Source organism: Vreelandella andesensis (genome assembly GCF_003989795.1).
In the GTDB taxonomy this organism is placed as follows: Bacteria; Pseudomonadota; Gammaproteobacteria; order Pseudomonadales; family Halomonadaceae; genus Vreelandella; species Vreelandella andesensis.
This window is the reverse complement of record NZ_RZHG01000008.1, coordinates 1-24,269: the sequence shown is the minus strand read 5'-3', so window position 1 is coordinate 24,269 and position 24,269 is coordinate 1. Positions and strand designations below refer to the sequence as shown.

At 50.4% G+C, this 24,269-nt stretch carries 19 protein-coding genes and 1 rRNA gene; 8 read left to right on the top strand and 12 right to left on the bottom strand.

Going from position 1 to position 24,269, the window contains the following annotated elements; translation table 11 throughout:
- Positions 1-21 precede the first annotated feature (21 nt).
- Positions 22-3,927 carry an ATP-binding protein gene (locus ELY33_RS04065; protein WP_126944338.1) on the top strand — a complete coding sequence of 1,302 codons (3,906 nt, stop codon included), beginning with the start codon at positions 22-24 and terminating at the stop codon, positions 3,925-3,927.
- A gap of 9 nt (positions 3,928-3,936) precedes the next feature.
- On the opposite strand, the gene ELY33_RS04060 is transcribed toward ELY33_RS04065, so the two are convergent.
- Genes ELY33_RS04060 through queC form a run of 4 tightly spaced genes read right to left on the bottom strand, consistent with a single transcriptional unit; the run spans position 3,937 to position 6,402 of the window.
- A complete protein-coding gene (locus ELY33_RS04060) occupies positions 3,937-4,218 on the bottom strand; it encodes a YkgJ family cysteine cluster protein (RefSeq protein WP_126944336.1) in 282 nt (93 codons plus the stop codon).
- Positions 4,215-5,048, bottom strand: a complete 834-nt coding sequence (locus ELY33_RS04055; RefSeq protein ID WP_126944334.1) for a 6-pyruvoyl trahydropterin synthase family protein — start codon at positions 5,046-5,048, stop codon at positions 4,215-4,217. Before ELY33_RS04055 ends, ELY33_RS04060 begins: the two co-directional genes overlap by 4 nt.
- Positions 5,048-5,692, bottom strand: coding sequence for a 7-carboxy-7-deazaguanine synthase (gene queE, locus ELY33_RS04050; protein WP_126944332.1), 645 nt, complete (start codon positions 5,690-5,692; stop codon positions 5,048-5,050). Before queE ends, ELY33_RS04055 begins: the two co-directional genes overlap by 1 nt.
- Positions 5,692-6,402: a 7-cyano-7-deazaguanine synthase QueC gene (gene queC, locus ELY33_RS04045; protein WP_126944331.1), complete on the bottom strand. Its 711-nt coding sequence runs from the start codon at positions 6,400-6,402 to the stop codon at positions 5,692-5,694. The genes queE and queC overlap by 1 nt, the downstream gene beginning before the upstream one ends.
- 203 nt (positions 6,403-6,605) lie before the next feature.
- On the opposite strand from queC, the gene ELY33_RS04040 reads away from it, so the two are divergent.
- Entirely contained in the window at positions 6,606-7,022 is a 417-nt protein-coding gene (locus ELY33_RS04040) for an SRPBCC family protein (RefSeq protein ID WP_126944329.1), read from the top strand.
- Entirely contained in the window at positions 7,015-7,680 is a 666-nt protein-coding gene (locus tag ELY33_RS04035; protein ID WP_126944326.1) for a TVP38/TMEM64 family protein, read from the top strand. Before ELY33_RS04040 ends, ELY33_RS04035 begins: the two co-directional genes overlap by 8 nt.
- Before the next feature lie 46 nt (positions 7,681-7,726).
- Here ELY33_RS04035 and ELY33_RS04030 read toward each other — a convergent pair whose 3' ends face one another.
- From ELY33_RS04030 to ELY33_RS03995, 8 genes are all read right to left on the bottom strand, one after another.
- A complete protein-coding gene (locus ELY33_RS04030) occupies positions 7,727-7,966 on the bottom strand; it encodes a DUF2789 domain-containing protein (protein WP_126944324.1) in 240 nt (79 codons plus the stop codon).
- A gap of 90 nt (positions 7,967-8,056) precedes the next feature.
- A complete protein-coding gene (locus ELY33_RS04025) occupies positions 8,057-9,127 on the bottom strand; it encodes an asparaginase (RefSeq protein WP_208644200.1) in 1,071 nt (356 codons plus the stop codon).
- A gap of 150 nt (positions 9,128-9,277) precedes the next feature.
- Positions 9,278-10,477 carry an MFS transporter gene (locus ELY33_RS04020; RefSeq protein WP_126944319.1) on the bottom strand — a complete coding sequence of 400 codons (1,200 nt, stop codon included), beginning with the start codon at positions 10,475-10,477 and terminating at the stop codon, positions 9,278-9,280.
- Positions 10,478-10,485: 8 nt separating this feature from the next.
- Complete coding sequence (locus tag ELY33_RS04015) at positions 10,486-10,989, bottom strand: hypothetical protein (protein WP_126944316.1); 504 nt, start codon at positions 10,987-10,989, stop codon at positions 10,486-10,488.
- 77 nt (positions 10,990-11,066) lie between these two features.
- Positions 11,067-12,323, bottom strand: coding sequence for a DEAD/DEAH box helicase (locus ELY33_RS04010; RefSeq protein WP_126944313.1), 1,257 nt, complete (start codon positions 12,321-12,323; stop codon positions 11,067-11,069).
- Positions 12,324-12,615: 292 nt separating this feature from the next.
- Positions 12,616-13,203 carry a PqiC family protein gene (locus ELY33_RS04005; protein ID WP_126944310.1) on the bottom strand — a complete coding sequence of 196 codons (588 nt, stop codon included), beginning with the start codon at positions 13,201-13,203 and terminating at the stop codon, positions 12,616-12,618.
- A gap of 13 nt (positions 13,204-13,216) precedes the next feature.
- Positions 13,217-14,899 (bottom strand): intermembrane transport protein PqiB, encoded by a 1,683-nt coding sequence (gene pqiB, locus ELY33_RS04000; RefSeq protein ID WP_126944306.1) that lies wholly within the window; start codon positions 14,897-14,899, stop codon positions 13,217-13,219.
- Complete coding sequence (locus tag ELY33_RS03995; RefSeq protein WP_422822282.1) at positions 14,892-16,238, bottom strand: PqiA/YebS family transporter subunit; 1,347 nt, start codon at positions 16,236-16,238, stop codon at positions 14,892-14,894. Before ELY33_RS03995 ends, pqiB begins: the two co-directional genes overlap by 8 nt.
- A gap of 201 nt (positions 16,239-16,439) precedes the next feature.
- On the opposite strand from ELY33_RS03995, the gene ELY33_RS03990 reads away from it, so the two are divergent.
- From ELY33_RS03990 to ELY33_RS03970, 5 genes are all read left to right on the top strand, one after another.
- On the top strand, positions 16,440-17,417 hold the full coding sequence (locus ELY33_RS03990; protein ID WP_126944300.1) for a calcium/sodium antiporter: 978 nt from the start codon (positions 16,440-16,442) through the stop codon (positions 17,415-17,417).
- A gap of 586 nt (positions 17,418-18,003) precedes the next feature.
- Entirely contained in the window at positions 18,004-19,683 is a 1,680-nt protein-coding gene (cydD, locus tag ELY33_RS03985) for a thiol reductant ABC exporter subunit CydD (protein ID WP_126944297.1), read from the top strand.
- Positions 19,680-21,407 (top strand): thiol reductant ABC exporter subunit CydC, encoded by a 1,728-nt coding sequence (gene cydC / locus ELY33_RS03980; protein WP_126944294.1) that lies wholly within the window; start codon positions 19,680-19,682, stop codon positions 21,405-21,407. Before cydD ends, cydC begins: the two co-directional genes overlap by 4 nt.
- Before the next feature lie 15 nt (positions 21,408-21,422).
- On the top strand, positions 21,423-22,415 hold the full coding sequence (locus tag ELY33_RS03975) for an adenosine deaminase (protein WP_126944291.1): 993 nt from the start codon (positions 21,423-21,425) through the stop codon (positions 22,413-22,415).
- 302 nt (positions 22,416-22,717) lie between these two features.
- Positions 22,718-24,250, top strand: a 16S ribosomal RNA gene (locus ELY33_RS03970).
- The last annotated feature ends 19 nt before the right edge of the window (positions 24,251-24,269 follow it).

The window sequence follows — 24,269 nt, the reverse complement described above, 5'->3', positions numbered from 1 at the left end:
AGTCTAAGTAGGATATGTATCATGCGCGATGCTCGTGAGACAGACCAACTGACCCTGTTTGGCCATTTCTCTTTATCACTAGGAGAAGATGTGCTGACGCACTTCAGTTATGACAAAGTAAAAGCGCTGCTTGTTTATTTGCTGCTGCATCGACAGCCCGTCAATCGAGCTTCCCTTGCAGAGTTACTTTGGCCAGACCAGGGGCTGTCATCGGGCAGAACCAACCTACGTCATGCGCTTCACTGTCTGCGTCAGTCGATGGGGGACAATGCCGATCAAGTGTTGAACGTATCCCGTCAAACTATCGCTTTTCAATTGCCCGCCCACTGGCGAGTGGACTTGCACGAATTACAGCAATTGCTGGAAGGACCTCGAGATTTAGCAAATCTTGAAGATGTGATGTCGTGTTACCAGGGTGATTTGATAGAAGAACTTCAACTTGCTAGCTGTAGTGAATTTCAACGGTGGTTGGTTCAGGTGCGAAATGAGTGGCGCCAACGAGTTATTCGTTTCGCGGAGCAGGTGCTGGATGCCCACGCGGATGTACCTGACAATTTACTGGAAGGATTAGTCAGCCGCTTTTCTGGTTACGGCCCATTTCATGAACGATTGGTACGTCAGTTGGCCGAGAAAAATCAGATGGCAGCTGCTCACGAGCAGTATAACAGCTACCTACAGCTGTTAGCGCTTTCAGGCCAGCAGCCTGAGCCTAGCTTTCTACAGTTAGCTAACTATTGGTCAGATGGCCACCATGACCCGCGCGTAATGAGCCCGCAAGGTGCTTTTTCTCGCGTGCTGGCGGCAGATAGTAAACCCCTTCGTGAAGATGAGATTGAGCTTCGTCAGCTATCGGTGATGGCTATTCGGCTTAAGTTGCAAGGCGATTGGCAAGATCGTGCGGCTACCCGAAATTGTTTGGCGCTTCAATTAGAGTTACTGCGCTGGTTAGAACAGCAGTGTCATCATTTAGGTGGCTTCTGGCTGCCTGGTGCGACGGGTGGGCTCGGCTTGGCCTGCTTTGGTACTCATGGTCCAGCCCATCAGTTGGCAGAGTTGGTTGCGCTTTACGAACACTGCCGTCTGGCGTTGCCTCTAGAGTCTCAGCGTCACTGGATAGGTGATGGTGAACCCCCCAAATTTGAGCTCGCCGCTGGGCTTAATAGTGGACGGGTGGTTTATCTTCCTGAGCGTCAGTTAGCTGACCCGCTCGGCCAAGTAACTCAAGTGTCACTGGAATTAATGAGCGCGGCAGAGGGTAGCGAACTGGTGATCTCTCAAGAAGCCAGTCAGCACATGCCTCCTGCGCTTGATTTGCAGCCGCGGCTTGTATCTCGCTTGGTGGCCAGCGATGGCCGTGTGCGTTTGAGAGCGTTAGTGCTAGGAGTAAATGAAGGCGGTAGGGATGCATTACCTCCCAGTTTAGTGGGTCGAGAAACATCACTGCGCACGCTAAGAGACGCGTTGGCAAGGGCCGGCATCGGTTTGCGCCAAAGCGTTTTAGTACGCGGGGCCTCAGGAATGGGGAAATCTGCTTTGATGGTAGGTTTTCGTCAGTTAGAACTTAGCCGTGATGCTGCCATTTGTTGGCAGCCAACGACGCGGTTATCGGTGCTAGAACCCTACGGAGTAGCACGTACTCTGCTTGCTTGGTATTTAGAAGCAACACCAACCTGTGAAACTGTTCGTCTGCTACAAGAGACCCTTTCATTGGAACCTCTCGATGATGAGCGTCAGCAGTTGCTTGAGGAAGCGCTCGGTGTTCGTGATGTTCAAGAAGTTGCCCAGTTGACCCAGAATGGCGAGGCCAATGAGTTAGTCGTAAAACTCTTACACCGCTTAATTGAGCATCAAGCCAGTTCTCGCACGCTGGTACTGATGATTGATGATCTGCAATGGCTTGATGAACCCTCGTTCAAGGTGTTGGGAGGACTACAAGCGCGGTTGCCGATCAATACCGCCTTCATGCTGGTGGCCAGCCACCATGGACGCGAGTCACTTCCGGTGAAGCTGCACTGGGATCAGCAAATTACGCTTGGAAAACTGGATGCACTGCAGTCTTCTCGTTTACTTTCTCAGCTATCCCGTCGGTATCGCATTCATTTAAGCCCACGGCTACGTAACCAAATTATTGAGCGTTGCGATGGAGTGCCGTTGTATCTGCAAGAGATTTGTCGGCGTTTGGATATGGATCGCCGCGAAGGCCGTACTGTGCAGTTTGATGAGTTACCGAAAGGGTTGCTGGGGCTGTTGGCCAGTCGTATTGACCAGCTGGAAGGTGATCGGGAAATTGCTCATATAGCGGCGGTGCTGGGCAAGCGTTTCCGTCTTGATTTTCTTCAAGAGTGCAGTGGTTGGGAAAAGCCGCGCTTATCTCAGGCGATTGAGCACATGCGCCAGTTGGAAATTATTGAGCCAGTGGATAAAGAAGGAGGTGAGCCTGAGTATCAGTTTAGCCACCAGTTGCTTCAAGAAGCCGCTTATCTTTCATGCCCGAGGGATGTGCGCGTTAAGCTTCATCAGCAGGTAGTCACGCTGATTGAGGAGCGCTTCCCGGTATGGATTAGCCGTCACCCAGGTGATTTTGCAACCCACCTACGCCGCAGTGGCCACTACGCCAGGGGGGCTCGTTACTTTGAACTGGCTGCCCGAGAAGCCCTTAAGGTTAGCGCCAACCGTACGGCACTTCGCATGGCAGGCTTTGGCCTTGCTAGTCTGCGTCATGTTGATCATGAAGTTGAGCGCGAAGTGAGTTTGCTCACCGTGCGGGGTCAAGCCGCTTTCGCCCTAGAGGGACATGGTTCTCCAACTGCGCATGAAAGCTTCGTGCGTGCAAGAGAGTTGCTTCGCACATCAAGGAGCGCTGCCACGGAAGACCCTGAAGACCTTGAACAAATATTCTTGGTCAAGTGGGGCTTATGGGTTGGCCGCAGCCAGCGTTATGCTCACGCGGATGCCTTCGCGCTAGCCTCGACGCTTGCCGACATCGCCGGGCGTTTAGAAGATCCGCGCTATCAACGATTGGCCGACTACGCGCGAGCGCATTGCGAATATTGGGCTGGCCGAATTCAGCAGGCGCATGATCACCTAGATGAAATTGATCCTCTCAATGCGCAAATGATGATTGAATGGCTGCCTTTCTCTGATCACCCACAAGTAACCGCTGCTTCTTTCCAAGGCTGGGCGCTGTGCTTACGTGGTGATTACCAGCGCGCTGAGCGGCATATATCTTCCGCCATTCGGTTAGCTGAAAAAATTGGCCATCCAGGTACGCTTGCCATGGCGTTGATGTTTGCCGCTGCTCTATATCGGCAGCTTGGTCATGTGCATTTAGCCACACGACATGCTGAGCGTGCTGCTGCAATGACGGGAACGCCCGATTTGCAGCTTTGGCAAATTTCTGCACAGGGTATTCTTGGCTGGCAGCGCGCTCTAGCAGGCGATCAGGGGGGCTTAGTGCAGGTGAGGAACAGTCTAGACCAGATGGCAGAGCTGAATGGGCGCGATCGCTATCAGCGTCCGGTACTGTGGTATTCAGATGCGTGTATTGAGCTTGGAGAGCTGAAAGCGGCTGAAGACTACCTGGATCAATGTCTTGTCATTGCGAAAGAACGTACAACGCTCTTTTTGCCTGAGCTGGCAACCCAGCTAGCTAAAGTGCGCAATTTGCTCGGGCACCCTGCGAATGAAGTGAAAGCCCTTGCTGAAATGGCAATAAATCAGGCTCGGGAGCATGGAAACCGCCATCAGGAGCTTGCAGCGCTTGAGCTTTGGCTGACCCGTATTTCACCAAACGACCTTCAGGCTAAAGAAGCATTTAGGCACTTATTGAGTGAAGTGAGCCATAGCGATGCACCCGTGTTAGTACGTTGGGTCAGCCTGCTCGATAGGCGGTTGCCCCACGCGGTGAGTGTTGAAAACGAAACCTGAGGCCGTCTGTTAACCCGTTGTTGATTCCAGCCAGTTAAGAGTGGCGAGTGCCTCATCCCGGTGCTCGCCGCATATCTCTGAATCATAATCGAATTGCTCACACACGGCAGGGCGACTTGGGTCACCAAATAACCTGCATAAATTGTCATCGCTCAACTGCACGCATCGAATCCCCGCCGGCTTGCCATTGGGCATGTCGGGTATATAAGAGGTGATAGACGGTGCAATACAGCAAGCACCGCAGCCTGCCCTGCAGGCGGCAGTGTCTGTTGCAAATACGTGATTACTCATGGCATGGCTTCAGCCGTTGCACCTTTGTCAATCCCTTCAAACGCCTGAACCAGCGTTTTATGACCACTGTGCTCTGCAATGCTTTTGGCAAGCCATAAAGCAATATTCTCGACAGTCGTCGGCTTAGGCAATACACAGCAGCGCTCTTGCGGCAATGTGATCGAAAAAGCACCTTGTGCAGACTGATATCGGCACGTCAGCTTTCCGTCAATCTGGCTTTCAATGTCATCTTTTTCAAGCAAGTATCGATTGTCCAGCCATGCTGCCCAGTGTTCTTCAAGTGCTGGTTGACGTGCTTGCTGTTGCCATATGAATAAGCGCGAGCGGTGGCCGTGAGCAATACGTTGACAGTTACCGAGATGTCGCTTTAAACCATGGGTATAACCGTAGGCGGCACCCACTATAGGCTCGTCACTGAGCGTTAATGTAACGCTGTGCACGTTGGCAGGACGTTGTTCTGTTAGCTGTGCACTTAAATAGTTGGTAATACATTCAAGAGTGATGGCGCCCCAGGGGAGTAAGGTAAATGCTTGGGCCGGGCCGCGAACTTCCATTTCGAAGGGAGACGCTGTCCTAATGCAGATGCCTTCATTGCAGTCAGTCACTTCAATGCCGGGCGCATTGATAGGGACGAGCAGCGTATGGTCTAAGCCACTATCGAGGGTGCGTTTGATCCAGGGCTTTACTTCTCCGAAGTCAAAAAGCATGCCATCTTCGCCTAACTCCCCATCCAACTGAGCATCTACTTGCCAGCTACAGCCCACCAACCCTTTTGTAGGGCACCACAGTGAAACATCAATATGACTGAGACGGTTTACAAATAACGCCATTACTCAAATCCTGCAATTTTGTGCGTTTGAAGCGATAGTCGCCACTGGGGATTAGCCATGCAATAAGCGGTAGTTGCCTGCACAGTTTCGTGATTCTTCTGTGCTATGCCATGGTCCATGGGTTGCAAAAAAAAGTGTTTGAAGTCTAGATTGGCGAATTGAGTGGGCGGCGCCGAAGATTGTGGGAAAACCAGCTTTAACTCATCGCCGCAGGTGACCACTAATGGGTTTGTGCTCTTGGGACTGACACATAGCCAGTCAATTCCTGGCGGTGGTACCACCGTGCCATTCGTTTCAACGGCCACTTCAAATCCATCGCTATGTAACAATGCGATCAGCGGGGTATCCAGTTGGAGTAATGGCTCGCCGCCAGTAAACACAACGTAAGGAGTGGCTTTTTCTGCAGGCGTTGGCCAAAGGGCTTTAATGTGCTCAGCGAGTTCACTTGGTGTATTAAAGCGTCCACCGTTAATGCCATCCGTGCCGATAAAGTCGGTGTCGCAAAAGGAACATTTTGCACTAGCGCGATCAGCCTCACGCCCGGACCAAAGATTGCAGCCGCTAAAACGGCAAAAAACGCTGGCACGGCCTGCCTGAGCACCTTCGCCTTGCAATGTATAAAAGGCTTCTTTGACGTGATACATCAGTCGGTAACCTTTGCCGGAACAAATTCGTACGCCAATGGGTCTTCGACATTGTTAGCTGCAAATGCCGCCAAACGCTCATGGCAGCTACCACATTTACCGCAAGCCAGTTCGCGTCCCTCGTAGCAGGTCCAGGTATCACGGTAGTCTAGGCCCATCGCTAAACCATCGCGCAAGATATCGGCTTTGCTCGATGTTAGATAAGGTGCATGTAGCATCACAGGTTGAAAATTAGCGATACCCGCGACCTGGTTCATTGCGTGAACAAATTCAGGACGGCAGTCTGGGTAGAGAATATGATCACCGCCGTGGGCGCCATAATCAACGCGCGCCGCACCACTATTTACCGCTTTGGCAATGGCTAACGAAAGCAAAATCATGTTGCGATTAGGAACAACGGTGGTGTGAAGATTATCAGCAGCGTAGTTGCCTTCAGGCATTGATACATCTGGATTGGTCAGCGCTGAGTTATCTATTAAGCTGTGAATAGCGCGTATATCAATGACTTGATGAGGAATGTTGTGCAGCTTACAAACCGCCTTAGCTACGTCCAGTTCTTTTGCGTGTCGCTGGCCATAATCGAATGAAAGCGCGTGAACGACGAGTCCTTCTTTAATTGCGCGGTGAAGAACGGTATAGGAGTCCATGCCGCCGGAATAAATCACAACGGTGGACGACGCATTTGCGCCAAGTATAGGAGATGACGACATAACAATTACTCATTGGCCGGAGAATTTATTGAGAGATTTAGCGACGCGCTAAATGAGATTCCGGGATCCGGTCCGGAAGGGCGGAAGTTTACGCAATACGGGGTTATCTGGCCAGTGATAGCGTCAATTGGTACTATTTTCTGTTCGGTATGTGCATAGACCAACATGCTAAGCTGATCCTTCCAGTCGTAAGGGATGAATCCATGGCCACCATAGAACATAGCGAAATTATCAACGCTGAACCTGCAAGAGTGTTTGAATTGCTACGTCGAGTTGAAGATTTTGCTGACTATTCTGATCTCATCAGATCAATCGATACCTTAGGCGATAACCGTTATCGCTGGCACGTTCGCGCGGTGGGTATGGATTGGTCATTTGATGTGGTTGTAACAGAGATAAAGCCACCTTATGAGCTGGCGTGGGAATCATTAGAAGGCGTGAAGAACCAAGGTCGTTATCAATTGCGTGAAGTGCCGGAGGGTACAGAGGTATCGCTAACGCTAAGTTATGAAATTCGTAACCGATTAATGGAAAAAGCAGTAAATCGTGCTGCAAAACCATTAGTAGGAAAAGTCAGCAGGCAAATTCTTGAGCGTGTTGAAGCGCGGCTAAATGAATAATTTATTTAAACACTCGTGGCGTTGGGCCGCCGGTTTTTCTATTGCGGCAATGCTTGCCTATGTGTGGTTATGGTATTCGCCGGACTTAATGGCCGTAAAACGCTGGGCGGCTACCATGTCACACCATCCTCTTGTTGTGATCGCTGTGATGAGCACCATGACAATCACCTTGGCAATTGGTTTGCCGGGCAGTATCGGGTTATGGCTAATTGCGCCATTCTATCCCCCGTTAGTTGCCACGTTAATGTTAACGCTTAGTAGCGTTGCCGGGGCTTGGGGAGCCTATTTGCTAGCAGCGCGTGCTGGGGGGCGTTGGCAACCAAAAGGGTTGACACTTAAGGTTATGGAAACACTTAAGCAGAGAAGCGACTTATTAACCCAATGTGCGTTGCGGGTTTTACCAGGTTTCCCGCATTCAGTGATTAATTTTGCCGCTGGATTAGGGCGTATCCCGCTAACGCGGTACTTGATGGCGGCAGCCATTGGGCTCTCGGCGAAATGGGCGGTTTACAGTAGTGCTATTTATGGTGCACTTGAAGCGGTTGAAGAGAAAAATGCGCTGCAATTTGATGTGATATTGCCACTTGTTTTACTCACGGTGCTCCTTTTGGCGGGTGGCTGGTATAGGCGCCGCGTTGAAGCGGCGCGTCAGCTTTAAAACAGGTTGCCTGGCTAATTTTTACCGTCTGATAGTGACGCTGTTATCAGTTGTCTTTGTGCATCGAGGCATCAAGATGGTCTACCACTTCGGCCCAATCAGCATCTTCTTCCACGGCTTCACGGAGAAATTCTGCTTGGCCTTCGTTCCAGCAGGGAGCCTCTGCAAGTGGCATTTCTTTTGGCAAGGGAGAATAGCGTTGAATAAATTGCTCAATGGACTCTGCATCCGAGCGTAGTCCGAGTTGCTCAAATAGTTCGCTAAAATGGTGTACAGGCTGTTCCATACGCTGCATTTCCTCTTAGGTGATTAACGTATGTTTAAACATAGCGTGTATAAGCGACTATGCCAGTGCAGATTGCTCGGAGTTAACTGTTCAACGCTCGCCGACCAGGGATGTTAAAAATCGCTGGCGCTGATCTTCCATAGACAGTGGTTGAGCTAACAGATGAACAAGCTTGGTGAACGCCGCCTCAGGGGTCATGTCATCCCCCGACAGTAGGCCCGCTTCTGCTAAGCCGTAGCCCGCTGCATAGGCGCCCAAGTGAATACTGCCCTGTGGACATTGACTAACAGCAGCCAGTAGTTTTCCTTCTCCACTGGCGTTAGCGATAACATCAAGCAGTGCAGGATTGCTGGGTATATTACCTGCACCCCAAAGCTGGAGCAGAGCGCCCTTTACCCGTGAGTCACCCAGCAGGGCGTCCAATTGCCAGGGTGATATACCTGGCCACAATGCCAGCCTAATAACGTTGCCATTGGAAACGGCCTGATAGTCAGAAAGCTCAAAGCGGGGTGCGCCCCGTTGCTGAAGCCCTAAGCCTCTACTTGGGTAATAAATGAAGTCGTCGCCAACGCGTTCGCCAATGCATGGATAACTTGGCGAGATAAAGGCATCTAAGGCTTCAGTGTGCTGTTTGATGGCGCGCGAACCCCTCAGAAGACGATTTGAAAAATAGATCGCCACTTCCTGCAATTCAGTGCTGGCAGCAAATCGTAGTGCTCCATGGAGATTGTCGATTGCATCGCTGTTTACCGTTTCAAGAGGATGCATAGAGCCGGTTAAAACAACAGGGCGATCAATTCCTTGTAGCTGGTAGGCAAGGCTCGAAGCGGTCCAGCTTAGGGTATCGGTTCCGTGGATGACAACAAATCCACGATAGGTGGCTAGGCGGGTAGCAATATCTTGGGCTATTTGTTGCCACGTTAGAGGCGTCGCTGCACTTGAGTCGATCAATGATGCATAGCTTAGAACGTCATAGGCAGGAAGAGCATGCTGATGCAGTAAAGGAAGTTGGCTTAATGCGTCTGCCATACGCTCTTGAAAGTTTTCCCCTGGGGTTAACCCATTCACCTTTGGCTGCATGCCAATGGTACCGCCAGTATAAATGACCAAGATGCGTTCTTGAGTGGGAGCGGCGTTTACCAGCGGAGAAGTGATGCTCATAGCCATTTCCTGAATTGGGCGAATCTAAATAGTTTTATTTAAATGTTTTACTTAAATGTTTTGCTTACATAATGGTGTTTAAGTGGTCTTATTTCACAACGGTAGCGATGCAGCTCGTCAAGCTGAAGCAGGTGCTGATAAGGATGGCTGCTAACTGCGATAAACTAATAACTCGCCACTTTTATCGTCCAGGCGACGGTTGCGCCCAGCTAATAATGCGAATCCGCAACAAAGTGCAATCAGTAAAATAAGCAGCCATGCTATATGCGTTAACGTTGCTCCGGATTGCAGCATCAGCCCAACTCCGAATGGCCCTAAGGCGGCCAACGTATAGCCTCCACCCTGCACTAAGCCAGAAAGCTGTCCGGCAAGGTGCGAGTTAGCCGTTCGTAACACCAGTAGGCCCAGTGCTAGGCTAAAGCTGCCGCCTTGACCAATGCCAAGCAAAATGGCACCTGGCCATTTCCACGCTAGCGGTGCAATAAGCAACATCCAAAGGCCCAATGCAGTGCTGAAAAGTACCAGCAGTAAGGCGGGCCGCTGGTCGCGGGTTAGCCGGGCCAGCCAAGGTGCACCCAACGCCGAACCCAGTTGACACATAATTGAGATGGCCATTGTCCAGCCAGCCGCTGCTTCATCATAGCCTCTGTAGACTAATAACGTGGGCAGCCACCCAAAGACGATGTAAGCCATGGAAGACTGAATGCCCATGAACAGCATGACATGCCATGTCAATGGTTTGCGTATTAACTGGGTAAGCGAAGACGACGTGCCTGGGTTGGGCTGTGTGCTTTGAGTCGCTGGAATGTTAATCAACCAGAGTGCCAGCGCAACAAGTGCTAACAGTGACCAACTCATTAGGCTCAGCTGCCAACTGCCTAGCCATTGCATTAATGGAACACTAAGACCTGCGCCTAGTGCACCGCCGAAACATAACGCCATGGTGTATAAGCCGGTTATAAGATCGGCGCTTTGAGGTAGTTCACGTTTAACTAGCGCTGGAAGAAGGGTGCCGCCTAGGCCAATTGCGCTGCCTGCCATTGCCGAGCCAATGAAAAGCGCGCCAGGAATTGGCAGCCCTCTTAATAGTAATCCGCAGGTTAGTAGAAACAGTGCCGTGCTGAGGGCGCGCTCGCTGCCTATGTGCTTAGCCAACAGCGGGGCAAGTGGAGCAGATAATCCTAAAAAAAGTACGGGTAAAGTAGTTAAAATGCCCGCTGAGGCAGGGCTTAACCCCGCCATTTCTTGTAGTCGGGCAAGTAACGGCGCAACTGATGACATGGCAGGGCGTAAATTAAGCCCTACCACGAACATCATAATAACAAAGGTACATGCGCGACGAGATGCCATGCTTACACTTATTTGAGGTGGGGTCGTAAGTCGCCGCGAACTGCATCAAGCAGAGTAATGAAATGATAATCTTGCTGCGTGTCTAGGCAGTCTACGCGCACCTCGGTACGCATTCCCTTATTAATATCTAACTTGTCGTAGATTTCGAGGGTTAATTTACGCGCAGGTTTGTCACCCGGTGTGATAATGCCATCTTCTAGGGTAAATGTTTCAAGTAGGGTTACTCGTACCCGCGTGCTGCTCTCTTCGCTGAGTACTCGGCGCACAAATAACCACCCCTCACAGGGTAGTGATTCGTTATCATTCCGTTCCCGTAGGAAAAGCGTGCGATAGCAGGCACCTTCTGTAGAGGCTTTTTCTGCCATGCTGCGATAAGCTTGAAGCACCTGCCCAGCCGATGCGCGTGCATCTTCTAGTCGCTGTGAAATACCTTTATGCTCGCGGCTTAGCTGCTCCTGGTGCTGAAAGGTAAGCCATTGGCGGTAATCGTTCATAAGTTGAGATGACGCCATAATCACTCCATGAAAAAATTAAGCTGTACCAGTGGAATACGCGAATCGCCAACCTTCGCATATTCCTGGGCTGAGGGCTAGCGACGGGCGCGGCGGCGACGTTCACCACCTGTGTTCGCTGCTTGTCCTTCCGGTTTACGTTTGGCGCGGGGTTGTTTCTGGCCGCGGCGGCCGTTTTCGATAGGTTCAGGCTTGGCGTTGGGATCCGGTTCAAAGCCAGGCTCGATACGTTTAGGCAGATTTTGCTTGATGAGCCGCTCAATCCCGCTCAGCAAGCCGTGTTCGTCGACACATACGAGGGAAACCGCTTCTCCATCGCTACCCGCTCGGCCAGTTCGTCCTATGCGGTGAACATAGTCCTCTGCCACATTCGGTAAGTCGAAATTAACGACATGGGGGAGTTCGTTGATATCCAACCCGCGTGCGGCAATGTCAGTGGCGACAAGTACTTGTAAATCACCGCTTTTGAAAGCGCCCAATGCGCGCGTCCTAGCACCTTGGCTTTTATTACCATGAATGGCCATGGCGGGTATGTCTTGCTTAGAAAGCTGCTCTGCTAAGCGATTTGCGCCATGCTTGGTGCGAGTGAAAACGAGTACTTGAAACCAGCCATGTTGTTGAATCAAATGCGCCAGTAGCTCGCGTTTTTTATCTCGATCAACGCGATAAATGGTTTGCTCAATTTTTTCTGCTGTTGTGTTGCGAGGCGCAACTTCAATCAACGCCGGATTGTTGAGAAGTTGTTGCGCAAGAATTTGAATTTCATTAGAAAACGTTGCAGAAAAAAGTAGATTTTGACGTTGCTTCGGTACTAAACGTAACAACCGCTTAATATCATGGATGAATCCCATGTCGAGCATGCGGTCAGCTTCATCGAGCACAAGGATTTCAACGGCAGACAGATCTACGTGGCCTTGCTGATGCAAATCTAGCAGTCTGCCAGGGGTGGCTACCAACACATCAAGCCCCGCTTTGAGCGCATCAACTTGTGGCTGTTGGCCAACGCCGCCAAAAATAATATGCGAGCGTAAAGAGAGATGCTTTCCGTAAGCGGTCACGCTCTCGCCTACCTGGGCAGCAAGCTCACGTGTAGGGGTGAGCACTAACGCGCGAACTTGGCGCTTGCCAGGACGTTTGCCATCCGCCAACCGCTGCAACATGGGTAACGTAAAGCCAGCGGTTTTGCCAGTGCCCGTCTGCGCACTGGCAAGCATATCGCGACCTTCAAGTACAATGGGGATAGCTTTTTGTTGAATAGGGGTAGGCTGTGTATAGCCCTGCGCGGTAACCGCGCGTAATAAATCGTCGTGCAGACCAAGTTCAGAAAAGCTCATGCGTTCTCCGCAATCGCTTAGTAAATGACGTCGATTGGCGTCGTCGTTACTGAGCGTAATGTTCATAAAGCGAGGATGGTAAACCGTCGCGGCAGCGAAGTTTGCCAGATAATGTGCGATGCCGCGATGGTCATTTTTTTGCCGATCAAGACGGTGAAATAGACATTGGTCTGAATCGGAGGTGACGTTTTAGCGCTAAGGAATAACCTCTTAGTATATCACGGATCCTTCATTTCAGCGTTCAGCATAGAAACGAGGCGCATAGAAATGAGGCATTTTATCAATGTCACCTCTAAAAATAATTTCCTTTGCGTATCTCGTTGGCAATATGCAGAGCTACCTTATCCCAGCTTTCGCCAAGCGAGCGAACCAGTGCGGGGTAACCATCCTGTTGTAGCTCTGTTTCAGCAGAAAAGCTTTTTAGCGCAAGCAGTTTGTTATCGGCACTGCGTAACTGCCATTGGCCGCTGGTCACCGCCCGCCCGTCGTGTCGTCCTTGGAATTGATCAACTTCAAGCAGTAGCGTAAGCGCTTCAGGCGCATTGCCGTCAGCGTGAACAACCTGAACGAACATAAGCTCTTGTGATAGTTGGGCGCGCAATGCGCGTTCTAATTGGCGTCCAATACTTTCGGCCCATTGGTGGTCGCGGGCTTCATTGAGGGTAATGTCATCGAGTTGCATGACAATACCGTCCACATCCAAATAGTGCGCTAAACGTGGTGAACGAACCTGCAGTGTGCCAATGACCTGGCTTGGTGCACTCACAGCATTTTCACTCGGTAACATGTAGCGAGAGGGTGGTGTGACACTGCTAGCGCAAGCGCTTAGCAGCATGCAAAGGCTAAATAGTGACATATAGCGGATGGCCTTACAGCGCATAGTAAGCTCCTTCTTAACGTGGTGCGCGAGGCACGGGATCTTGGGTGTCAAGATTATCGAATAAAAGTGCCCTTGGGTTTTCATTTAATGTGCGAGTGAGCGGCTGTAAGTCGCGCATTAGTCGATCCAGCCGTTGGATAGCTGTTGTCAATTCTTGATAGGCTGGGGATGACGGCGATACACCTTGCAAAGTGTTACGTAGTTCTTCAAGAGTGGCATTTACGTTTCCACCGACTGCTTGAGTGTCTGGGTCGTTAAGTAACTGGTTCATGGAAGTGGTTACTTGGCGTATCTCGTTGAGTACACGTTCAGATGCTTCTAAGTTTCGGTCTAAACCGGCGAGTAGTGGCTCAACTTCCAATGCGTTTAATTTCTCAAGTAAGCTGGTTATTTGTGCTTGAATTTGTGCAAAACCACCAGTGACCGTAGGAAATACGGTACGTTCGGAAAACATTTCCGCGACATACTCATCAGCCAATTCGCGTTGAAAGTTAAGATCAACGAAAAGTGCGCCCGTTAATAAGCTGCCATTTTTGAGCGATGCCCGTAGCCCCAGCCCGAAAAGGCGCTTAAAGCGCGAGTCCCACTCTTCAACGTCGATATTTATATTTTCAATACCTAGCCGCTGTGGCTCAATTCGAATCAGCACTGGGATAGCAAACTGAGAACGTGAATCAGGCTGTGGAGCGGTAAAGTTCCAGGGTACAGACGCAACCGTACCGATTCTTACGCCGCGAAATTCGACGGGTGCGCCTTTTGATAGTCCGCGAACGGTGTCATCGACCAGCAACACGTATTCTAGATACCGATTAAAGGTACCCTCTCGAGCAGTATTTTCATCTGCATAGAGATTAAAGCGCGCATTAGGCTCCACGGGTTGCCCCATCGGCAAGTCTTCTGGCACGCCAAAGGTAACGCCGCCCCCTAACAACGCTTCAAGGGATTCAACATTGACACGTACACCGTCGGCATCTAACTGGAAATCAATACCGCTGGATGTCCAAAAACGCGTGCTATCTGTCACCAGCTGGCCATAGGGTTCTTCAATAAATACTTGGTGGTGCATTGTGCGAGCGTCAGCATCAAACCGAGTATCCTCAACGCGTCCTACGGTATAGCCTTGATAGGAAACAGGGTCGCCGATGCGAAGTGAGTTACCAAGTTGGCTTACCAAGCTGATTTGCAAGCCTGCCTGTCCAGCCGGTGCAACAGGCGGTGTATCACTTACTGTAAACTCGCGTTCAGGCTCATCAGATTGACCTGCCTCCAGCTGAATATAGGCCCCAGAAAGTACAGTCCCCAATCCACTGATGCCTTCGCGGCCGATGCGCGGCTTCACTACCCAGAACCGACTATCTTCTCTCAGCATAGCTTCCGCTTCTGGCTGAATACGAGCGGTCATAACAGCATGTGAAAGGTCATCAGACAGGCGAACATTTTGGACTCTGCCTATTTCTACATTCCGGCTACGTATAAGTGTACTGCCCGCTTCGATACCTTCTGCGCTGTCCATCGTTAACGTCACAAGCGTGCCTCGGCTGGTGTAGTTGTCGTAGACAAGCCATAGCCCAATGACAACAGCAACGATTGGCACGATCCAAATCGGAGAGAGCCGCGTTTGGGGTGAGGATTTTGCACGATGTAAATCGTTGTTGTCGTTAGTATCGGGTTTGTTTGGTGTTGAATCATTAGCCATCAACAGTTTCCTTGGTGGCCGTTTTACGGCGAGTAGAGCGTGGGGGGGGAGTATCCCAAATTAAACGTGGATCAAATGTCATAGCCGCTAACATCGTCAACACAACAACAGCAGCAAATGCTAATGCTGCGGGCCCTGGGTTAATTGACATTAAAGAACCAGCGCGAATCAAAGCGACCAATATGGCAACCACAAATACGTCGACCATCGACCATCGGCCTATAAATTCAGTGAGCCGGTAAAGCCGTGTGCGGGTTTGTGCATTAAGCTCGTTACTATGGTTTATAACGACGCAGAGCCATATCAATGCGACCAGCTTGCCAACGGGAACAATGACACTCGCGACGAAGATAATCGCAGCGACTGGCCAAGAGCCCATTTGCATAAGCTGGACGACCCCCCCGATGATTGTCGAGGGTGACGAGTGCCCTAAGCTGGTGGTCGTCATAATAGGGTATATGTTCGCGGGTATATACATCACCGCTGATGCAAAAAGCAGTGCCCAGGTGCGCTGCAAGCTATGAGGAAGCCTTGGGTGGAGTTTTTCATGGCAGCGCAAACAGCGTCCCTTGCCGTGCTCAGAAAGCCGGTTAATTAACCCGCAGGTTGAGCACCCGGCTACCCCTTGGCTAGCAGCTGTCACCCCTGTACGGGTGCCTTCAGGGGCAAGGGGCTCTTTTTCTAATGAGAACCACATCCAGTCCGAATCAACCGATTGTGTTGTTAACAGTAAAAGGATGGCGAACACACTGAATGCCCAAAAGGAGATGCCCAGCTCAATTTGTGCCATGCCCGCTATTTTTATCAAACTCACCAATGCACCAACGATGAAGACATCGGCCATCATCCATGGATTAAGCCTTGCTAGTGAACGGGCAATATCTCGACTAAACGGCATCGGATGGCCGCGAAGCAAACCAAACTGAAGCCAGATAACACCCACCAGATAAATTGCGGGTAGCACAACAATGGTCATAATCACCGCGATGGCGACAATGGGCTGATGGAAAGCGATCAAGGTTGTAGCGGTCTGAGAAAGCTCTATGCGATTACCAATGCCACTGACACTAAAACTCACGAAGGGAAATGAAACTGCTGCAAGCAGCGCTATCAGGGATGATAGAGCGAGCGCCATACTTCGCTGAGCAGGGTAGCGATGACGCTTTACCAGCACATGTGAGCAGCGTGGACAGGATGCTTTCTCTCCAGATCTGAGTGGAGGTAGCGCAGAAACCCAGTCGCACTCATGACAGGCGCGTAAGCGTCTGCGCTGAATGCGTGACTCGGGAGGATGGCAGTCAACCTGTGGTGAGTTCACCCTAAAAGAAGGTCGTTTGATAAACTGATAGTGAGGCAACAGCTAATTCTCAATATGTTGAGGAATACAAATTAGTACGGCGGGGAGATACAACCGCCAAATCGAGGCGTATGTTCACTTCACTAAAACAGTATTTGACATGATCAATTAGTTGGACAAGGATGCCTCGGCAATGGTGCCCAATAATAGTGCCTAATATTACGTTATTAAGGAAATGAAATAATGTTGCTCCCTTTATTTGCAGTGGTAGTGGGGTTAGTGCTCCTTGTATGGAGCGCCGAGAAATTTATCGATGGTGCTGCAGCTACCTCACGATGGTTAGGGTTATCGCCATTATTAATCGGCATGCTAGTTATTGGCTTTGGTACCTCGGCACCAGAAATGATGGTATCGGTGTTAGCCGCTATACAAGGAAATCCTGGCTTAGCGTTGGGCAATGCTTATGGTTCAAATATTGCGAATATTGGCCTTGTATTAGGTTTTGTTGCGCTGCTGGCACCTCTGGCTGTCCATTCTGGTGTGATTCGTAAAGAGATGCCTCTCTTAATAGTCGTCATGCTGCTAACGGGTTACATGCTTTACGACGGTTGGATTTCTCGCTGGGAGGCAATCGTATTGTTAGGTGCGCTGGCGCTTTTTATCGGGGTCAGTATTGTTCGTTCACGAGGACAGCAAGACGACCCGCTAGTGGGTGAAGTAGCAGAAGCACTTGATAGTAAAGCAATGTCGCGTGGCAAGGCGCTTATGTGGACACTCATTGGGCTGGTGGTGCTGGTCGCAAGTTCTCGTATATTAGTGTGGGGAGCAGTCGAAATAGCGGTAGCTTTTGGGGTTAGCGACTTAATTATTGGGCTGACCGTTGTAGCAATAGGCACGTCTTTACCAGAGCTTGCTTCCTCTATTAGTGCTTTGCGTCGCAATGAGCATGATATGGTGTTAGGTAATGTAGTAGGTTCTAATTTATTTAACAGTTTGGCAGTGGTAGGCCTTGCAGGTGTTATTACCCCGATTGAAGTGGGGCGCGAGGTGCTAATTCGTGACTGGAGCGTCATGACATTTATGACCCTAATGATGGTATTTTTTGCTTTTTCCTGGCGGGGCCGCACACGACGCATAAATCGTATAGAGGGTGGTGTACTGTTCTCTATGTTCATCGCCTACACGGGCTACATGGTTAGCATCGTAGTGATGTCTCAGTAGTGATGTCTCAGTAGTGATGTCTCAGTAGTGATGTTTTAGCTGCGTCAATGCGACTCAGTCCTTAATAATAACTGGTAGTGTATAACTTCTGTTAATTTTTAAATCTGTGAATTTCCGAAGATTAAGCTGAGTCGTTGCGTAGCTATATCTTACTTAGAACTAAAATGCAGGCACTAGTAAGGCTTCACTGAGCTTGTGTGGCCCACTAATGGGATGCTTTTCCAGGTTTTGGGAGAGCATGAAGAATCTTAGCCCTCTGTTACTGTCACAAGTTTAGTTGGCTTTCGTGGTATCGCTTCACGCTGTTTTCCAGTTTTCACCATTAAGCTGGCATCTTACATATCGCTACTCTATGTGCTTTCCCTTTAAAATCGAAATCCTGCTTGCGTCCGCTTATGTTAGTAAGCGGCCGGTAGTAGTACCGCCGAGCCATACGCTTTGGAATGCTGCTTTAGCTCCTAGATCTCAGCTTTTTTTATCGATAGGCGTGCTGCCTGTGACCCTTATTACATTGACCTACACGGCTTGGACTCATCGGTTTTTTTTTGCGGGAATGTGCGAGTAGGCGAGGGAGATCACTAACCTTATGGCCACCTCTAAAACACATCAGGTAATGCCCTTGACCTCACGCTCATGGCTGAAGTCCCTTGCTCGACTTGAGCAAAAAAAGCTCACGTTATCAGCAATATGGGGAGTGCTTGCAGGGGGGCATACGGTTTTATTAGTGGTGGGACTTGCATGGGTCATTGATCAGCTGGTAATTCATGGCCGCTCACCGATATCGCTGACAGTTTTTTTCTTCGGATTGATGGCAGTGGTGCTGCTTCGCTCAATATTTCAAGCGATGCAAGAAGCCAGTAGTGCGGAGGCAAGTCTTCGTATTCGCCAGCATGCGCGAGAGGTGTTGCTAAATAAAGTAGCCACACTTGGGCCAGTTTGGCTTACTCGTCAGCAAAGTGGTGCGATAGCAACCCAGGCGGTAGAGCATATCGAAGCGCTGGACGGTTATTTCGCGCGTTTTTATCCGCAGATGAGGATCGTCGTCGCACTACCGTTATTGATTCTTTGTATCGTTGGATGGTTGGATTACCTTGTCGCCATCTTTTTGTTGCTTTCAGCGCCGCTTATTCCGCTTTTTATGGCGTTGGTTGGTATGGGCGCTGAGCGTTTAAATCGTGATCAATTTATGGCTGTGTCGCGTTTGTCAGCTCACTTTGTAGATCGGGTTAGAGGAATGACGACCCTCCAGCTTTTTGGTCATACTAAGTCAGCACAAAAAGAGGTTTGGCATGCTACTGACGAATATCGGCGACTAAGCATGCGCACGCTGCGATTAGCATTTTTATCATCAGCAGTACTTGAATTTTTCTCATCAGTGGCGATTGCTGTTGTGGCAATGTACGTCGGTTTTGGTCTACTGGGTTACATCGACTACGGGCCATCGCCTTCACTAACCCTCTTCAGTGGGTTGGCCGTTTTGCTCTTGGCACCAGAGTTTTTTCAACCTTTACGAACGCTATCACAGCATTACCATGATCGCGCCGCAGCATTAGGGGCGGCAGAAAGTGTTGTAGCAATACTTAACGAGCCAGACCTAGTCCCTTCAGCCTCTTCAATGCCTCATGTTGATAATGCAGTCATTGAGCTTCATCGGGCTGACGTCGGTTATGAGGGGCGTGCCACGGTATTGGCCGCCGTGGACGCTACCATCCATAGTGGTGATGTGGTTGCCATCACTGGTGAGTCGGGTAGCGGTAAATCATCTCTTCTAGCTTTGATGGCAGGTTTTATGAAGCCCAAAAGTGGCGAGTGTCGTTATCGCCACGGAGGTCAAGTCGCTTGGCTGGACCAAACGCCTTGTATTATTCAGGGAAGTCTTGCTGATAACTTGCGCTTAGCCGCCCCTGAAACAGGTCAAGCGTCAATGATTCGTGCGTTGCAACGTGCGGGGCTTGGTGAGCTGTTGTCCCAGTTGCCTAATGGCCTGGAGAGCGTTGTAGGCGAGCGTGGTGTAGGCCTTTCTGGTGGCCAAGCGCAACGCCTCACACTTGCGCGTGTATACCTTAGTGAGGCGAAACTAGTTTTGTTAGACGAGCCAACGGCAAGCTTAGACGCTTTTACTGAGAAGGCTGTCATTCAGGCGCTGTTAGATTGGGCAAAGGAAGGCCGTACGCTGATCATTGCAACGCATCATCCTGCCGTGGTAGCCGTCGCTAATCGCCACTTTACCTGTGAAGCAGGTCAGCTCATTGAGGCGGCCTCATGAAGCAGTTTTATCGCGTTATGAAGCCTTGGCTGCTGATTCTGCTGCGCCGTCGTCAGCGTTTTTTGGTGGGAGCGTTGTTGGTGTGGGTAACGCTTCTGGCAGGCCTTGCTCTGTTAGGGCTATCAGGTTGGTTTATTGCCGCGTGCGCGCTGGCCGGCATTTTGTTGGCAGCTGGCTTGCCCTCCAATCTAGATATTTATGTTCCCGGTGGTGGCATTCGTTTTTTTGCACTGCTGAGAACAGTAGCACGTTACGCAGAGCGTCTTTATAACCACAATACCGTACTGACATTGTTAGCTGATTTGCGCTATCGCGTGTTCGGCAATTTAACCAGGTTAGATGAAGCAACGCTCAAGCGTCGCCGTGCTAGCGAATGGCTAAGCCGCTTAACGTCGGATATTGATACGCTTGATAACCTGTATCTTCGGTTGTTGATCCCACCGTTTGTAGGGCTCTTAAGCATATTGGTGGTGTCTGGCTTTATCGCACTCTGGCTGCCTGTTTTGGGTGGTTTGATAGCGGCTGTGCTGAGCATGTTATGGCTTGTGGTGACGCTTGGCTTTGCGTGGTTTGGTTTTAGTAATAGCTATCAGCAAGTTGATGATCAAGAAGAGTTACGCCGTCTGGTGCTTGATCAAGTACAAGCTTCAGCTGAGCTAATGAGCTATCAAACCAACCATTGGTATCGTACACGGGTCAATCGGCATGAAGCCCAAGCGCTCAGCAATCAGCGCCGACTTGCCTATAAGTCATCCATTGGTAACGCGCTTGTATTAGCAGTAACCGGCGTGTTGTTGGTAAGCGTGTTATGGCTAGGCAGCTTTGCGGTGGCGGCGGGTCAAGTGGCCGGGCCTATCGTTGTAATGGCGGTTATTGCGGTACTGGGTATAAATGAAATATTCACTACGCTGCCTGCCGCCTTTCTTAAAACAGGAGCCAGCTATGGGGCTGCTCAGCGTTTAAATACATTGGCCGATACCTCGAGCGAGACGCCGTCGTTAACATTTCCTAATGCTTACCGCGGGCATCCAGTGACATTCAATCATGTTTCCTTTCGTTATCCCGAGACGGCACACTCTGTATTGTCTGATATTGCATTTACCTTGCCTGCCGGAGAGCGAGCGGTGATGACGGGTATCTCGGGGTCCGGCAAGTCAACGTTGGCTAGCCTAATCATGGGGAGAATATCGCCTTCTCAGGGGAAGGTTTACGTTGCTAACTGCACACCTTCTCATGTTACTGAGGAGAGTCGCGCCGATCACTTTGCCTTGCTTACTCAACACGTTGATCTTTTTGATGGATCATTGGCTGCAAATCTTCGTATTGCGAACACCGAGGCAAGCGATCAACAGCTGATGGAAGTTCTCTCTCAGGTTGCCCTAGATGATTGGGTAATGCAGCAGCCAAAACAGCTCAATACTCAAGTCGGTGAAAAAGGACAGCAACTTTCAGGAGGTCAGGCGCGTAGAGTGGCTCTGGCTCGCGTTCTCTTGCGCGATCCCGCCGTGGTCCTTTTAGACGAACCCTTTGCCGGGGTGGATGCATTAACTGCTATGCATATTGCTAAATCCCTTGATCACTGGCTCGTCGGTCGAACAGTGATCTATTTTGTTCACCAAGTGGAAGAGCCAGCGTTGTTGCCCAACGTTAACTATCACTGGCGACTTGCTGAAGGTAAGTTAAATACGGATACTTTTGATAATGTTGGAAATAATCCATCCTAACGTCAGGAGTCTCATATGCATGACTTTCTTCTTCAGCTCCCTAAGGTAGAGCTTCACTTGCACATTGAAGGCTCTCTAGAGCCTGAATTAATGTTTGAACTTGCCAAGCGAAATGGCATTGAGCTTCCTTACGCAACCGTTGACGAGGCAAAGGCAGCCTATGAGTTTGATGACCTTCAGGGATTCTTGAATCTTTACTTCCAAGGCATGAATGTGCTTCGCACAGAGCAAGATTTTTATGACCTGGCGATGGATTACTTTCAACGTGCTCGAAGAGAAGGGGTAGTGCATATTGATATGCATTTTGACCCTCAGGCCCACCTGCAGCGTGGCATTCCACTTGAGGTAGTGATGGCTGGCCTGCTCCGTGCCAAACAAGAGGCAGAGGCAACGCTTGATTTGTCGGTCGGAATGATTATGGCTTTCTTACGTGATCGTCCGGCTGAAGAAGCACTTGGTGTGCTTGAAAATGCTGCACCGTATTGGAAGTTTTTAGATGCGATTGGTTTAGACAGTGCAGAGCGTGACAACCCCCCATTAAAGTTCCAGGCGCTTTTTGCGCGAGCCAAAGAGCTTGGCTTAGTGCGTGTAGCTCATGCGGGAGAAGAGGGCCCTGCGGAATATATTGCTGAAGCGCTGGATCTTCTCGATGTTCAGCGAATTGACCATGGGGTTCGCTGTCTCGAAAGTGACTCAGTGGTTAAGCGGCTCAGAGAGCGTCAAATCGTACTAACGGTTTGCCCGCTCTCTAATGTCAGTCTAAAGGTGGTTGATAATCTTCGAGATCACCCTCTCCCTCAGCTATTGAAAGAAAACCTCAAGGTGACTATAAGCTCTGACGACCCGGCTTATTTTGGTGGTGGTTTGCTGACAAATCATGTTGCTTGTGCTGAAGCGTTTGGCTGGGATATGGAGATTTTTCGTATGCTAAATCGTAATGCTATTGAAGAAGCTTTTGTTGATGAGTCCCGCCGCCAAGAACTTTTGCAGCGTCTTGAGCTAGCATGAAAGAACCGCCGACTTTTTGTCGGCGGTGGCTTTTTAAGATAAAAAAGTGTTGACGAATAAGCAGAAATGAGTAGAATACGCCCCACATCGAACGGCGACGCCCTTCGATAGCTCTTTAACAATTTGATCAGGTAATTCATGTGGGCGCTTGCCGATGAGGGTGATAAATCACCAAATATCAAGGCAAGCGGTCATGACAATGTAAATTGAAATGAATTCGTTTGAACCTTGAGCCAAGATTGATGCGCTTTTGCTGCCTACGGCCAGTCCTTAGGTTAGCAAGTAAGTATCACAATGATTGTAAACTGAAGAGTTTGATCATGGCTCAGATTGAACGCTGGCGGCAGGCCTAACACATGCAAGTCGAGCGGTAGCAGATCTAGCTTGCTAGATGCTGACGAGCGGCGGACGGGTGAGTAATGCATAGGAATCTGCCCGGTAGTGGGGGATAACCTGGGGAAACCCAGGCTAATACCGCATACGTCCTACGGGAGAAAGGGGGCTTCGGCTCCCGCTATTGGATGAGCCTATGTCGGATTAGCTAGTTGGTGAGGTAATGGCTCACCAAGGCAACGATCCGTAGCTGGTCTGAGAGGATGATCAGCCACATCGGGACTGAGACACGGCCCGAACTCCTACGGGAGGCAGCAGTGGGGAATATTGGACAATGGGGGCAACCCTGATCCAGCCATGCCGCGTGTGTGAAGAAGGCCTTCGGGTTGTAAAGCACTTTCAGCGAGGAAGAACGCCTGGTGGTTAATACCCACCAGGAAAGACATCACTCGCAGAAGAAGCACCGGCTAACTCCGTGCCAGCAGCCGCGGTAATACGGAGGGTGCAAGCGTTAATCGGAATTACTGGGCGTAAAGCGCGCGTAGGTGGCTTGATAAGCCGGTTGTGAAAGCCCCGGGCTCAACCTGGGAACGGCATCCGGAACTGTCAAGCTAGAGTGCAGGAGAGGAAGGTAGAATTCCCGGTGTAGCGGTGAAATGCGTAGAGATCGGGAGGAATACCAGTGGCGAAGGCGGCCTTCTGGACTGACACTGACACTGAGGTGCGAAAGCGTGGGTAGCAAACAGGATTAGATACCCTGGTAGTCCACGCCGTAAACGATGTCGACCAGCCGTTGGGTGCCTAGCGCACTTTGTGGCGAAGTTAACGCGATAAGTCGACCGCCTGGGGAGTACGGCCGCAAGGTTAAAACTCAAATGAATTGACGGGGGCCCGCACAAGCGGTGGAGCATGTGGTTTAATTCGATGCAACGCGAAGAACCTTACCTACTCTTGACATCCTGCGAATTTGGTAGAGATACCTTAGTGCCTTCGGGAACGCAGAGACAGGTGCTGCATGGCTGTCGTCAGCTCGTGTTGTGAAATGTTGGGTTAAGTCCCGTAACGAGCGCAACCCTTGTCCTTATTTGCCAGCGGGTAATGCCGGGAACTCTAAGGAGACTGCCGGTGACAAACCGGAGGAAGGTGGGGACGACGTCAAGTCATCATGGCCCTTACGAGTAGGGCTACACACGTGCTACAATGGCCGGTACAAAGGGTTGCGAGCTCGCGAGAGTCAGCTAATCCCGAAAAGCCGGTCTCAGTCCGGATCGGAGTCTGCAACTCGACTCCGTGAAGTCGGAATCGCTAGTAATCGTGAATCAGAATGTCACGGTGAATACGTTCCCGGGCCTTGTACACACCGCCCGTCACACCATGGGAGTGGACTGCACCAGAAGTGGTTAGCCTAACGCAAGAGGGCGATCACCACGGTGTGGTTCATGACTGGGGTGAAGTCGTAACAAGGTAGCCGTAGGGGAACCTGCGGCTGGATCACCTCCTTAAACGATGCATCATCCTCGC

Excerpts from the sequence above, each read along its gene's own strand:
- cydD (WP_126944297.1), top strand. The coding sequence starts at position 18,004 with ATGGCCACCTCTAAAACACATCAGGTAATGCCCTTGACCTCACGCTCA.
- ELY33_RS04020 (WP_126944319.1), bottom strand. The coding sequence starts at position 10,477 with ATGGCATCTCGTCGCGCATGTACCTTTGTTATTATGATGTTCGTGGTA.
- ELY33_RS03990 (WP_126944300.1), top strand. The coding sequence starts at position 16,440 with ATGTTGCTCCCTTTATTTGCAGTGGTAGTGGGGTTAGTGCTCCTTGTA.
- queE (WP_126944332.1), bottom strand. The coding sequence starts at position 5,692 with ATGTATCACGTCAAAGAAGCCTTTTATACATTGCAAGGCGAAGGTGCT.
- ELY33_RS04055 (WP_126944334.1), bottom strand. The coding sequence starts at position 5,048 with ATGGCGTTATTTGTAAACCGTCTCAGTCATATTGATGTTTCACTGTGG.
- ELY33_RS04025 (WP_208644200.1), bottom strand. The coding sequence starts at position 9,127 with ATGAGCATCACTTCTCCGCTGGTAAACGCCGCTCCCACTCAAGAACGC.
- ELY33_RS04065 (WP_126944338.1), top strand. The coding sequence starts at position 22 with ATGCGCGATGCTCGTGAGACAGACCAACTGACCCTGTTTGGCCATTTC.
- ELY33_RS04005 (WP_126944310.1), bottom strand. The coding sequence starts at position 13,203 with ATGCGCTGTAAGGCCATCCGCTATATGTCACTATTTAGCCTTTGCATG.
- cydC (WP_126944294.1), top strand. The coding sequence starts at position 19,680 with ATGAAGCAGTTTTATCGCGTTATGAAGCCTTGGCTGCTGATTCTGCTG.
- ELY33_RS04010 (WP_126944313.1), bottom strand. The coding sequence starts at position 12,323 with ATGAGCTTTTCTGAACTTGGTCTGCACGACGATTTATTACGCGCGGTT.
- ELY33_RS04015 (WP_126944316.1), bottom strand. The coding sequence starts at position 10,989 with ATGGCGTCATCTCAACTTATGAACGATTACCGCCAATGGCTTACCTTT.
- ELY33_RS04040 (WP_126944329.1), top strand. The coding sequence starts at position 6,606 with ATGGCCACCATAGAACATAGCGAAATTATCAACGCTGAACCTGCAAGA.
- queC (WP_126944331.1), bottom strand. The coding sequence starts at position 6,402 with ATGTCGTCATCTCCTATACTTGGCGCAAATGCGTCGTCCACCGTTGTG.
- ELY33_RS03975 (WP_126944291.1), top strand. The coding sequence starts at position 21,423 with ATGCATGACTTTCTTCTTCAGCTCCCTAAGGTAGAGCTTCACTTGCAC.
- ELY33_RS04035 (WP_126944326.1), top strand. The coding sequence starts at position 7,015 with ATGAATAATTTATTTAAACACTCGTGGCGTTGGGCCGCCGGTTTTTCT.
- ELY33_RS04060 (WP_126944336.1), bottom strand. The coding sequence starts at position 4,218 with ATGAGTAATCACGTATTTGCAACAGACACTGCCGCCTGCAGGGCAGGC.
- pqiB (WP_126944306.1), bottom strand. The coding sequence starts at position 14,899 with ATGGCTAATGATTCAACACCAAACAAACCCGATACTAACGACAACAAC.
- ELY33_RS04030 (WP_126944324.1), bottom strand. The coding sequence starts at position 7,966 with ATGGAACAGCCTGTACACCATTTTAGCGAACTATTTGAGCAACTCGGA.